We start from the raw sequence: 12,508 nt of genomic DNA on the forward strand, positions 1-12,508 counted from the left end.
TTTTTCTTTATTTTCTGTTCCCTGCTCATCGATTCATTCATTCAATTTTTGGCAATTCACCATGAACATGAATTTGGTCTCCATTAGAGATACTATCATCGAAAGGGAGGGTTCACATGCTTTGGGTTAAGCTTACTGCGATCTGCTTATTACTGTATCCGACAATGTCGAATGATGATCAACTACATATTCAAATGCCTGATGGGACTCATATATCCGTCGAACGTCATTCCTTAGTTGTGCCTTTGATAGATGAACCATTAATAAACGTAAGAAACTATAATCGTTTTGTTTCGGAAGTGCAGAAAAAAGTCTACACCCCTCCACAAAATGCCTATATCAACGACCTGGGAAGAATTGTTCCCGAAAAGGCAGGAAATAAACTTGACGAAAGGAAATTTCGTGAGTTGACCACTGACTACTTATATTCAAGGGGAGACAAATTATCCGATCCGCCCTTATTAACGTTGTATCCAAAAGTCGATAGCGAGATCCTTGCTCATATACGAACACAAAAAATCGGACAATATGTCACATACTTCAATCGTCATAACGAAGAGCGTACGAAAAATATATCCCTTGCAACGGAGAAAATTAATAATACAGTGGTGTTTCCCGGAGAAGTCTTTTCATTTAATAAAGTAGTTGGAAAAAGAACGAAAGAAAAAGGGTATAAAAAAGCACCGGTAATTGTAAAAGGGGAGTTATCAGAGGATATAGGTGGAGGTATCTGCCAGGTATCTTCTACCTTATTTAATGCGGTAGATCAAGCGGGTGTTGCAATATTAGAACGATATCATCACTCGAAGCGGGTTCCTTATGTCCCTGAAGGAAGGGATGCCACGGTTAGCTGGTACGGACCAGACTTCACGTTTAAGAATGCGTATAACCAGCCGCTTCTCATCCGGGCAAAAATCCTTGGTGGACAAGTAGTCGTTACGGTTCATTCATCAGACCTCATAAATGTTAGAAAAAGGAAGGTCCCAAGTGCTTCACAGGAATTACCTCAGGAAAAACAAGTCGATCACTCTGTGGAAGATTAACCTGCACCTCCCCTTTAAGGAGGTGCGGAAGGTATTAATTAAATTCTAAAAATTCAATTCGATTTCCAAAAGGATCAGATACAAAGATGCGATCTCTACCTTTGATTGGAGTATCCTCCTTTATCGTAATACCCTGCTCCGTTAGTCTCTCTCTCAAGGATGCTAAATTAGCAACAAGTAAACCAGGATGAGCTTTCGTAGCAGGAACAAAATCGTTTTGAACCCCTACATGGATTTCCTGTGGACCATATTGGAACCAACAGCCACCTCTTCCTTGCAGGTTTTCAGGCTTAGGTATTTCTGTCAATCCAAGGATGGTACCATAAAACATCCGGGCTTTCACCTCACATTCCTCCGGAGCTGCAATTTGGATATGATCGATTCCTTTAAATTCAATATTCATGTATTCTCCCCCACCTTGATTATGATTCCCCTTACATTTTACCATAATATTCTAAATTAACATCATGAATAAAGGCATCTGCTTGTGCAGATGCCTTCATCTTTGTTACGAAAGTTGTTGAATCCCTTGAATGACAGTTGAAAGTAATACATCCAGATCATCATCTTCAATGTTTAATGGAGGAGATAAGGTTAAAACATTATTGAATCCAGCGACAGTGGCGCCATTTTTTCCGATGATTACTCCATGCTGCTTACAATATCCAATAACAGCATTTACTTTATCCAGATCTAACGGTTCTTTAGTATCCTTATTACTCACCATCTCTATACCGATCAATAAGCCCTTTCCTCTTACATTTCCAACATAATGGTGATCCTGCAAATGATTTTTCAATGTATTCATTGCTTTTTCTCCAAGTTCAGCCGACCTTTCAAAAAGCTTTTCATTTTCCATGATCTCGATGTTTTTCAAGGCAAGGGCACAAGCTGCTGGATTCCCTCCAAACGTATTGATATGACGGAAATAATCATATTCTTCAGATCCTTTAAACGCATCATAGATCTCACGCTTCACTGCAGTGGCAGAAAGAGGAAGGTAGGCACTGGTGATCCCTTTAGCCATTGTAATGATATCAGGTTTCACATCATAATTCATAAAGCCAAAAGCCTTTCCGGTCCGCCCAAAACCACAAATGACTTCATCTACTATTAGTAGAGCACCATGCTTATCACAAACTTCTTTAGCTGCTTTCATATAGCCGTCCTGGGGCATGAGAATTCCTCCGCCAGTGATAATCGGTTCCATGATCAAAGCTGCCACAGTTTCACTCAGTTCCCACGTCATGGCCTGATCAATGGCCATTACTCCTGGAAGTTCACTGGGGTCAGAACTTGTTTCTCCATCGCGATAAGCATCAGGCGGTGCGATATGGTGAAAGCCCGGCGCCAATGGCTCATACTTATACTTGCGCTGAGCCTGACCTGTAGCGGCTAACGCCCCCATCGAGTTACCGTGATAGCCTCTATATCTGGAAAATATTTTATATCTACCATGTTCTCCTTTTTGTTGATGATACTGACGGGCAATCTTAAAAGCCGTTTCATTTGCTTCTGATCCACTGTTCGAAAAGAAAATCACATAGTCATCACCAAGTAATTCGTTTAATTTTTCTGCAAGTTCAATAGCTGGTTGATGACTTTGAGTAAGTGGAAAATAGGCCATTTTTTTGAGTTGCTCGTAAGCAGCTTCAGCTAGTTCCTGCCTTCCATACCCAACGTTCACACACCATAATCCCGCCATGCCATCCAGAAACTTCTGTCCATCCTGGTCTGTAATCCACGATCCACTGGATTCTGTCACAACCATTGTTCCGTCGGGATTATATGGTTTCATCGAGTGCCAGATGAGTTTTTCATCATTTTGCAACCATACATCTTGTGATTGACCTGCTTTTACCATGAAGGTTCCTCCTAACCTTGATTAAAAATCAAATCGGGTAGTGATCATTTTCTTCCTTGTATAGAAATTTACTCCGTCTTTCCCGTTTACATGCATATCTCCATAGAATGAATCCTTCCATCCAGAAAACGGGAAGAAGGCCATTGTTGCAGGAACACCAACATTTATACCAAGCATGCCCGCGTCTGCTTCCTCTCTGAATTGTCGTACGGCACTTGCGTCTTTCGTATAGATAGTGGCACCATTTCCGTATCTGGATTCCCGGATATAATCAAGCCCTTGATTTAAATCCTCCGCTCTCAGTAAACTGAGGACCGGGGCAAACATCTCTTCTTTTGCAATTGTCATTTCCGGGGTCACATGATCAAAAATCGTTGCTCCTAAGAAGTTACCCTCCTTGAATTCGTCCATTTCCTTCCGGCCATCCCTGATCAGCGACGCTCCTTCTTGTAATCCTTTATCTATATAGCCCAGTGTCTTCTCCCTATTTTCCTTCCGGATGACAGGTGTGAGCAGTACATCCTCATCCATCCCATTGCCAATACATAATTCATCTGCTTTTTTACTTAAAGTCTTAACAAATTCTTCATTTTCCCCAACCACTACAACTGCACTACATGCCATACATCGCTGACCTGCACTGCCAAATGCTGAACTAATGATATGCTCTGCCGCTTTATTGGGGTCTGCATCAGGCATGACGACATGATGGTTTTTGGCTCCGGATAATGCTTGCACCCTTTTCCCCTGTGAAGCAGCCTGCTGGTATACATATTTAGCTACCGGCTGGGACCCCACAAATGAGATAGCAGCAATGTCCTTATGTTCCAAAAGGCCATTCACTACATCATGGGCTCCATGCACCACATTGAGGACCCCCTGCGGCATCCCTGCTTCCGTTAAAAGCTCTGCAAGTCTATTGGCTAATATTGGAGTTCTTTCAGACGGTTTCAGCACGAATGTATTTCCGCATGCAATCGCGAGTGGGAACATCCATAAAGGCACCATCATTGGGAAGTTAAATGGTGTGATCCCCCCTACAACACCGAGCGGGTAACGAAACATCTCAGAATCGATATCTTCCGCGATCCCACTAAGCGTTTCTCCCATCATTAATGTAGGCGCACCACAAGCGAATTCAACGCATTCTAATCCGCGTTGCACTTCTCCATACGCTTCTTTAAATGATTTCCCATTTTCCTGTACGACCAATTTTGCCAACTCATCATGATTTTCTGACAATAGAGAGTGATATTTATACAAAATACGAGCTCGTTTAGGAACAGGTGTCTTCTTCCATGTTTGTGAAGCTTCCTTGGCTGCTTTTACGGCCATCGCAACATCTTCTTTAGTGGATATCGGAACTCTGGCAATCTCTTTATTCGTGGCAGGATTTAAGACTTCCAGTGTTTGTGAACTGAGAGACTCCACCCATTTTCCGCCAATATAATTCTTTAATACCGCCACATCTTTTTTGATTACTGTCATTTTCAGTTCCTCCTAATTCACTTTGTATTGGATATTCCCCAAGAAGTACAGGATCTTCTGTATGCTAGATACTTTCATTATGAAAGAAATTGGCAGTGCTTTCATTAGACATTTCGTTAAAAAGCCACACATTGCAATTGGACATAACAGCATATTGTATTGATTCATATTATTTGATAACCTCTCAGTCCATTGATCCATTCAAATTGGACGAGGGACTTACAGTATAAATTCATTGACATCAGACTTCTTCATGGATCGAAGAGGTTGCAAATATTCTTGAGCAGCAAGTAAAAACTCGATTGCCACACGTTTATCCGGTGTCATGAAATCTTCTCCGAGTAGCTCCTCCATTTTCTTAAGACGATGATAGAGTGTTTGTCTGACGATAAATAACCTTTTAGACGTTTCTTTCTTGGAGCCCTGACAAGAAAGAAATACTTTAAGTGTCTTCATCAAGTTTCCATCATGATCTCGATCATATTTCAATAAGGGAGAAAGGTACTCCTCAATCATTTCCGAAAGATTCACATTATTATTAACAATTGAAATCAACCTAAAAAGATGAAGGTCATCAAAGAAGAAAAAATGTTCATTCTCATCCTCTATACGACGGAACTTCAGCGTTTCCCGTGCAGTTTCATAGCTCTTATGGATATTCACCATCTCCGATTGATACTTACCGGTAGCAAATAGGGCATTTGACGTGTCGCTAATAAATCCTGAATTCAATATTTTTTCAAAAGCGTTGGTCAATCTGTTCTTCCATGTTCCCGTTTTCCGTTTGTCAAGCAGGATAAAAATGTAATCATTACCCAACCTTTCTGGTACCATTTGAAAGCCATGCTGCTCAAAAATACTTCCTGTCACCAGATTAAAATAAGTTAGATCGAGGGTGTCTTTCTCTTCCAGCCTATTCGTTTGGCAAATACATACGACACCTCCTTGAAAAGCCGCTTTCTGCTCAGCTATAAAGGTGGCAAGCGTTTCGTACGACTGTTCCCCTTTTAACCACGACATGATCCATTTTGATTCTTCCAGTCGCTTTTGCTCATTGAAATACAATTCTCTCATCAGACATTGTGCAAGTGCCGTAGAAGTTCGATCGAGAATTAACAACTCATATTCACTAAAAGGCGGATGGCACCTGCAGATACAAAGCTCTGCATATTCTCGGTCGAATAGGATTACTTTCGTCGATGCCAAATCATGATTGTGCGTCTCACTTTGACTTTCATATTTTTTTAAGAGCAGCTCTTCATCAATTGAGCTCATGTGTGGATGAATCTGTGCTTCTTGATCTTTCACCTGAAAGATCACCGGCACATCCAGCTCATTATGTAACACCTCCAGAATATCACTACATTGGTTGACTCCAAGAAGCATTTTATTCAAGTTCTGTGCATAAGAATCAAGTTTTTTGACCATGTCATATTGCTGATTGATGATAACTGAGTGTATATCCTGCGTTATACTGACAAAAGGGACTTCCCTTTCAAAAACAAGGATCGGAAAGTCAAACTCATCGGCGCATTTCATAACAGATTCTGGTATGGCAGAAATATTCGTATCCAGCTCGATGCAGATGGCAGCAGCTTCACATTCGACTAACTGGTGAATGAGAGAAAGGAAAGTGCCTTCCTCCTGCAGGGCAATGCCTGTTGACAGGATCAGTTCATTCCCGTTAAGAAGATTCCTTATTGAAGTGACTTCGACGATATGGACCCACTTGACTTGCCTCTTAAGACCGTTATGTCCAGCGATCACTTTTGCGTGTTCAAAATATTTTCGTTCTAGAATGTCTTCCACTGAAAAATAATAATGACTCTTCATCCTCTACTCCTTCCGCAGTAAATGGAGAAAAAGGATTGGCAGAACCAATCCTTCATCTTTCTTCAATATAGGGGATCGCAAACTGTATCTCTTCGCTCCACCATTTCACTAATTCCTCATCAGTCAGGTGATTCGACGATAATACACTTAACACCCAATCTATTAATTCATCGGATGTCTGAATCGTTCCAGGGCAGAGGATCCATTCTTTGCCTGTATGCGAATCCCTCAAGTCACTCATCAAAGTCCCCCTTTCGTTATTGAGTATGAAATAAGAGATTTGAAAAATACTTTCGTGCATTTGCCGTTTTCACATGTAGAGTGGCACTTCTTTTGTTTTCAGTGTGCTTAAATAAGACAAATGCACCACTGAGATTTTCGGTGATTTTCTCAATTTTAAAGCCTTTTTGTATAAGAAAATCTATCTTATCCCTTTCACTTAAGAACTCTTGATATTCAGACATATAGAGCCCTTCCCCTCCTTTACGTTGGACTTCAGTGAATTCCCTGAGTCTGGATTAAGTTAAACTTGTGCCTGTCGGAGATCCTTCTACAACCATTTCTTCTTCCTCCTCAATGATCCAATCACGACCTACCGACAATCCAAGGTATTTCTCATCACTCGGATCAGAAATCTCTGCCTGTTCATACTTCTTAAACCACCAGAATTTTGCTAGAACAAAATAACAAAGGGCACCGACACCAAATCCTACCAAGAACGAAAAGTTAGGAACGAAATATGAAGCGACCGCTCCAAGAATCCATGATATAAACCCTGCAAGGTTGACTCCATTCATATAGCTAAACTGTCCTCTATCTTCGTATAAATCAGGTACATTGACCCTTCGTTTTCTAATAAAGTAGTAATCTGATATTAATATGCCAACAATTGCTGATAGAATTCCTCCTACAAAGAGAAGGACCGGAATGATGACACCGAATAGGTTCCAGGGCTGAACAATCGTCCCTACGATCCCGGCAGTTAATACACCCGCCCAGAAAGGAAATTTTGGTCCGCCTACATTTGAAAAGATAGTGGCTGCCGGCACAATATTTGCAGCAATATTCGTCGACCACTGTGCCAGAACGATCATAAGGAGGAGTACTCCTAAAACAAACCCGCTTGCTGCTTCCTGCAACGCAACTACAGGATCATAGTTCAATACGGCGATATAAGATATCCCACCTATTAACACCATAAATGCTTGAGTAATCGGAAGAGCTACAAGATTACCAATCAATGAACTCCGATTTCTCTTGAACCAGTTACGTTCATTGCTTGGAGCCTTCATGAAGCGGGAAATGGAAGGGATATCGGCTGAAAGTGTCGCCCAGAATCCCATATTACTAAAGATGACAACCAGAAAAGCTGTAAAAGTGGCTGCTCCCGTTACCGGACTCTCCACCCAGCTCCAAATGTCTCTTCCTTGACTGGCAGCAGACTCAGATAAAGAAGAATACATCCATACTGAAATCAAAATGATGACAGGTGCTGCAAGATCTGCAAAACGTTCTACAGCTTTAATTCCCAGAGCTGTATTCACTAATTGAAGAACAGCAAAGATCAAGAAACAAATAAACCAATTATCAAAACCAGATAATATATTAAGAATTCCATTCATCGCTGTTGCACCAAAATAAGTGTTGATTCCAAACCACATGGAAGCCGCGAGTCCCCGGACAACTGAAGGGATGTGCGTCCCAATCGTCCCAAATGGTGCTCTCATGTAGACTGGGAATGATACTCCATGCTCGATCCCGATATCACCCGTTAAAGTAATAAAGAACCCAATGGCAAGAGAACCGATGATTGTGGCAAGAACAACGAGTGGTAATGGCAATGATACAACCCCTGCTCCCCCGATTGCGAAGGTAGCCAGTACCACAACCATGCCTACCCACATAAATGAATAACCAAGCTTTGTTATTTTTCTTTCACTTTGTTTAATTGGTAATAGATCAGGAGATTTTAAGTAATTACTTTTCAACATGAACACCCCTTATTCGTTTGCTTCGAATGGCAAAACCAATCTTATTACAAGAGAGGCAAGCTGATGGCGGTATTGAATCCCTGCCATCAGCTCACAGGAGTAGTTCTACATTTAAGATGGATGTTTTTAAATAGAATGTTTTAGGACTTGGATGATTGTAGCGCTTCACTCTCTTCATTTGAAAGAAGCTTACCGTATTTCGCTCTTTTAACATAGTTACCAGAACCCAATTTCCCTACAAACTGTTTATCTTTGATGACATATTCACCTCTTGATAAAACTGAAACCGGTTCTCCCTTCACCTTCATACCTTCAAATGGGTTATAATCAGCGGCCATATGATGAGTCTCTGCAGAAATGACTCTTTCAGTATCAGGATCAAAGATGACGATATCTGCATCAGAACCTACGGCTACTGTACCCTTCTGAGGATACAAACCAAATAACTTTGCGCTCCTTGTCGACATGATATCTACAAATTGATTCAAGCTTATTCGTCCTTTCTCAACCCCTTCTGAAAATAATATGGATACACGGTCCTCTATAATTGGTCCGCCATTCGGAATTTTAGTGAAATCTTCTTTGCCAAGATCTTTTTGGCCTTGGAAATCAAATGAGCATTGATCAGAGCCCAATGTTTGAAGCTGCCCGCTCTTCAATGCATTCCACAGAACATCTTGATTCCATTTCTCCCTTAGTGGAGGCGACCAGACATATTTGGCCCCTTCAAAGTTCGGGCGCTCTAAATAGGTTTGATCAAGGACCAGATACTGCGGGCACGTTTCTCCCCATACATTTAAACCTTTGCTTCTTGCAGCTGCAATCTGCTCCACTGCTTCAGAGCAGGAAACATGAACGACATATAATTGGGAATCCGCAAGGCCTGTTAATTTAGCTGCTCGGCCAGTAGCCTCCCCTTCTAGTTCAGGGGGTCTTGTCAGTGCATGGTAGATAGGTTCGGTTTTACCTTCTTCTAAAGCTTTTTCCGTTAAGTACTCAATGACATCACCGTTTTCAGCATGTACCATGACAAGGGCACCCAGTTCCCTTGCAGCAACCAATGTTCTAAATAGCGTTTCATCGTCTGCCTGGAATACATTTTTATAAGCCATAAATACTTTGAAAGATGTGATTCCTTCTTGGTCCATGACTTCTGGTAGTTGAGAGAGGACTTCTTGATTGATCTCCCCGATCATCAAATGGAAGCTATAATCAATGACTGCTTTATCTTTTGATTTGGCATGCCAAGTATCAATAGCATTTTGAAGCGGTTCTCCTTTATTCGTTAAACAAAAATCAATCAGTGTGGTCGTTCCTCCGAATGCAGCCGCAATCGTACCACTCTCAAAGTCATCCTTTGAAACCGTTCCTCCGAACGGCATTTCAAGATGGGTATGTGGATCAACTCCGCCGGGGAAGATAAATTTTCCACTGGCATCAATCACTTCTGCTTTGTTTGCTTCAAACCCTTTGCCTATTGCAGCAATCTTTCCGTCCTGAATGAGGACATCAGCTTTATACGTGTCTGTTGCTGTTACGATTGTTCCGTTTTGAATGATTTTATCCATTACATTACCTCCTGAATTATTTCACTGCATTCATTTTCGATCCCGATAGGTTACTCATCACAGCCTGACGATCATTCCAAGTCATCGGCATTTGGCCACTTGGAACTTCTATCATATCGATGGCACCATCAACCGGGCAGACAATCGAGCATAAATTGCACCCGACACAATCTTCTTCCCTTACCTTTAAAATGCTATTCCCATTTGGATCCTTCAGCATGTCAATACATTGATGTGAAGTGTCTTCACAAGCAATGTGGCATTTATTGCAATTGATGCATACATCATTATTGATCTTTGCCACAACACTATAGTTAAGATCAAGATTACCCCAATCGGAAAACTTCGGAACGGATTTACCGACGATTTCCTGCACGGATGCTATACCTTTTTCATCAAGATAATTATTCAATCCATCGAGCATATCCTCCACGATTCTGAAACCGTGATGCATGGCAGCCGTACACACCTGTACTCCTGATGCCCCCATAAGCATGAACTCAACTGCATCCTGCCAGTTTGACACACCTCCCATTCCTGAAATCGGAACGTTGATTCTTGGGTTCCTTGCACACTCTGCCACCATATTAAGTGAAATAGGCTTCACAGCAGGTCCACAATATCCTCCGTGTGCGCCCTTACCACCAACGTGAGGGATGGTATTCCATGAATCAAGGTCAACTCCGGCAAGGCTATTGATGGTATTGATCATGCTTACAGCGTCCGCCCCCCCTCGTACAGCAGCCTCAGCTGTCACGGTAATATCCGTAATATTAGGGGTCAGCTTTACAATGACTGGAGTCTTTGCCACTTCCTTGGCCCAGTGGGTTTGTTTCTCTACTAACTCTGGTACTTGACCGGATGCGGATCCCATTCCCCGTTCAGCCATCCCATGGGGGCATCCGAAATTAAGTTCTAACCCGTCAACACCAACATCTTCTACCTTCTTTACAATTTCATGCCACTTCTCCTGTTTCGGTTCGACCATTAAAGAAGCAATGATGGCGTGACCTGGAAACCTCTTCTTCGTCTCGTATATTTCTTTCAGATTCACTTCAAGTGGGCGATCAGTTATAAGTTCGATATTATTGAATCCAGCTACCTTTTGACCATTAAAGCTAACAGCTGCGAAGCGCGAGGAAACGTTTATGATAGGTTCGCCTAATGTTTTCCACACAGCTCCTCCCCAACCTGCCTCGAAAGCCCTCTGAACTTGATAACCCGAATTCGTTGGTGGTGCAGAAGCCAGCCAAAATGGATTTGGTGATTTGATGCCAGCTAAATCGATGTTTAAGTTTGCCATGAAAATCCCCCCTCTAATACACTCTTAATTCACTTCGACAGATGAACATTTCTCATGTAAATGATAGGCTGCCTGCTTTCCTTGTTCGGCTGCAGTTACGACCATGGCTTCACCTACACCTTTTCCAAACACAATATCCCCACAGGCAAAAATCCTTGGATTTGACGTCTGGAAGGTTTCACGGTCAACTTTAACGACACCATCTGAGTGTTCTAAACCGAATTGTTCGATCAAATTCAGGTGCCTGGTTTGGCCAATCGCTTTGATGACGACGTCAACCGGTAAAGTAAATTCTGAGCCCCTGACTGGGACCGGTCTTCTTCTTCCATCCTTTCCTGCTTCCCCAAGCTCCATTTTGATGCATTCAATCCCGGTAACATCACCGGCTTCATTTCCAATGATTCTCTGTGGAGCCGTCAGCCAACGGAATTCCACGCCATCCTGCTTGGCAAATTCATATTCAAAGTCATAAGCTGTCATTTCTTCTTTTGTTCGGCGGTAGAGGATTTTTACATTTTCTGCCCCTAACCGTACTGAACAAGTAGCTCCATCAATGGCTGTGTTCCCTGCACCGATCACGGCCACTTTTTTACCCACATAGTTGTGATTTAAAGTGCCACTTTTGGTTTCCTTTACAAATTCAATGGCATCATGCACACCATTCAGGTCTTCTCCTCGAATTTTTAAATCTGGAACAGAAGACATTCCGGCAGCAAGTATGACAAAGTCATGTCTTTGGGTAATATCATCAGCGGATATATCTTGACCTACCCTTACATTTGTCCGGATATCAACATTCAATTTCTTGACTTGCTCCACTTCCCAATAAGATATACTTTGAGGTAGGCGGAAGGAAACGATACCATAGGTATTTAACCCACCGGCTTCTTTTTCAGCTTCATAAATGGTGACTGCATATCCAAAACGGGCAAGTTCTCTTGCAGCTGAGAGCCCAGCTGGCCCCCCTCCGATAATCCCCACACTCTTCCCATTTGCTTCTCCTGCTTCAAATAACACCGTCTCATTATGCCTCGCCCAATCTGTTGCATACCTCTGTAAGTCGCCAATCATGATCGGCTTTGTGGAATGGTTTAATACGCAAGCCCCTTCACATAGCTCCTCTGTCGGACATACCCGGGAGCAACTAGCCCCAACAGGATTGGCAGACATGATCGTCTTTGCAGATCCCTTTAGATTCCCAGAAGCGATCTTTTTGATAAATGATGGTATATCGATACTAGTGGGACAGGCTTGAATGCACGGGGCATCATAGCAGTACAAACAACGATTGGCTTCTTCCACTGCCTCTCTGCCCGTTAAGCCCTCATGAGCTTCAAGAAAATTCTTCTCGAGATTGAGTAACGAAGGTGTACTAGACATACTGACTTCCCCCTCTTCATTTCATAAAGATAAAAACC

Annotated in this window: 11 protein-coding genes; 1 reads left to right on the top strand and 10 read right to left on the bottom strand. The window is 42.2% G+C overall.

The window, feature by feature from the left end:
- Positions 1-116: 116 nt before the first annotated feature.
- Entirely contained in the window at positions 117-1,043 is a 927-nt protein-coding gene (locus LCL96_RS08860) for a VanW family protein (protein ID WP_224941027.1), read from the top strand.
- 34 nt (positions 1,044-1,077) lie between these two features.
- Here the strand turns inward: LCL96_RS08860 and LCL96_RS08865 are convergent, their stop codons facing one another.
- The 10 genes from LCL96_RS08865 to LCL96_RS08910 all read right to left on the bottom strand — a co-directional run bounded on the left by LCL96_RS08865 (position 1,078) and on the right by LCL96_RS08910 (position 12,470).
- Complete coding sequence (locus tag LCL96_RS08865) at positions 1,078-1,446, bottom strand: VOC family protein (RefSeq protein ID WP_224941028.1); 369 nt, start codon at positions 1,444-1,446, stop codon at positions 1,078-1,080.
- 105 nt (positions 1,447-1,551) lie between these two features.
- Positions 1,552-2,907, bottom strand: a complete 1,356-nt coding sequence (locus LCL96_RS08870) for an aspartate aminotransferase family protein (RefSeq protein WP_224941029.1) — start codon at positions 2,905-2,907, stop codon at positions 1,552-1,554.
- 21 nt (positions 2,908-2,928) lie between these two features.
- Complete coding sequence (locus tag LCL96_RS08875; RefSeq protein WP_224941030.1) at positions 2,929-4,395, bottom strand: CoA-acylating methylmalonate-semialdehyde dehydrogenase; 1,467 nt, start codon at positions 4,393-4,395, stop codon at positions 2,929-2,931.
- A gap of 219 nt (positions 4,396-4,614) precedes the next feature.
- On the bottom strand, positions 4,615-6,228 hold the full coding sequence (locus LCL96_RS08880) for a PucR family transcriptional regulator (RefSeq protein ID WP_224941031.1): 1,614 nt from the start codon (positions 6,226-6,228) through the stop codon (positions 4,615-4,617).
- A gap of 52 nt (positions 6,229-6,280) precedes the next feature.
- On the bottom strand, positions 6,281-6,469 hold the full coding sequence (locus LCL96_RS08885; protein ID WP_224941032.1) for a hypothetical protein: 189 nt from the start codon (positions 6,467-6,469) through the stop codon (positions 6,281-6,283).
- A 16-nt stretch (positions 6,470-6,485) separates the two neighbouring features.
- Positions 6,486-6,692 carry a hypothetical protein gene (locus LCL96_RS08890; protein WP_224941033.1) on the bottom strand — a complete coding sequence of 69 codons (207 nt, stop codon included), beginning with the start codon at positions 6,690-6,692 and terminating at the stop codon, positions 6,486-6,488.
- Between the two features lie 54 nt (positions 6,693-6,746).
- Entirely contained in the window at positions 6,747-8,219 is a 1,473-nt protein-coding gene (locus LCL96_RS08895; protein WP_397549705.1) for an NCS1 family transporter, read from the bottom strand.
- Positions 8,220-8,359: 140 nt separating this feature from the next.
- Positions 8,360-9,787 (bottom strand): dihydropyrimidinase, encoded by a 1,428-nt coding sequence (gene hydA, locus LCL96_RS08900; RefSeq protein WP_224941034.1) that lies wholly within the window; start codon positions 9,785-9,787, stop codon positions 8,360-8,362.
- Positions 9,788-9,803: 16 nt separating this feature from the next.
- A complete protein-coding gene (gene preA / locus LCL96_RS08905) occupies positions 9,804-11,090 on the bottom strand; it encodes an NAD-dependent dihydropyrimidine dehydrogenase subunit PreA (protein WP_224941035.1) in 1,287 nt (428 codons plus the stop codon).
- Between the two features lie 24 nt (positions 11,091-11,114).
- Positions 11,115-12,470, bottom strand: coding sequence for an NAD(P)-dependent oxidoreductase (locus tag LCL96_RS08910; RefSeq protein ID WP_224941036.1), 1,356 nt, complete (start codon positions 12,468-12,470; stop codon positions 11,115-11,117).
- Between the last annotated feature and the right edge of the window lie 38 nt (positions 12,471-12,508).

Source organism: Rossellomorea aquimaris (genome assembly GCF_020172085.1).
GTDB classification, from domain to species: domain Bacteria; phylum Bacillota; class Bacilli; order Bacillales; family Bacillaceae_B; genus Rossellomorea; species Rossellomorea aquimaris_E.

Excerpts from the sequence above, each read along its gene's own strand:
- LCL96_RS08860 (WP_224941027.1), top strand. The coding sequence starts at position 117 with ATGCTTTGGGTTAAGCTTACTGCGATCTGCTTATTACTGTATCCGACA.
- LCL96_RS08865 (WP_224941028.1), bottom strand. The coding sequence starts at position 1,446 with ATGAATATTGAATTTAAAGGAATCGATCATATCCAAATTGCAGCTCCG.
- LCL96_RS08870 (WP_224941029.1), bottom strand. The coding sequence starts at position 2,907 with ATGGTAAAAGCAGGTCAATCACAAGATGTATGGTTGCAAAATGATGAA.
- LCL96_RS08875 (WP_224941030.1), bottom strand. The coding sequence starts at position 4,395 with ATGACAGTAATCAAAAAAGATGTGGCGGTATTAAAGAATTATATTGGC.
- LCL96_RS08880 (WP_224941031.1), bottom strand. The coding sequence starts at position 6,228 with ATGAAGAGTCATTATTATTTTTCAGTGGAAGACATTCTAGAACGAAAA.
- LCL96_RS08885 (WP_224941032.1), bottom strand. The coding sequence starts at position 6,469 with ATGAGTGACTTGAGGGATTCGCATACAGGCAAAGAATGGATCCTCTGC.
- LCL96_RS08890 (WP_224941033.1), bottom strand. The coding sequence starts at position 6,692 with ATGTCTGAATATCAAGAGTTCTTAAGTGAAAGGGATAAGATAGATTTT.
- LCL96_RS08895 (WP_397549705.1), bottom strand. The coding sequence starts at position 8,219 with ATGTTGAAAAGTAATTACTTAAAATCTCCTGATCTATTACCAATTAAA.
- hydA (WP_224941034.1), bottom strand. The coding sequence starts at position 9,787 with ATGGATAAAATCATTCAAAACGGAACAATCGTAACAGCAACAGACACG.
- preA (WP_224941035.1), bottom strand. The coding sequence starts at position 11,090 with ATGGCAAACTTAAACATCGATTTAGCTGGCATCAAATCACCAAATCCA.
- LCL96_RS08910 (WP_224941036.1), bottom strand. The coding sequence starts at position 12,470 with ATGTCTAGTACACCTTCGTTACTCAATCTCGAGAAGAATTTTCTTGAA.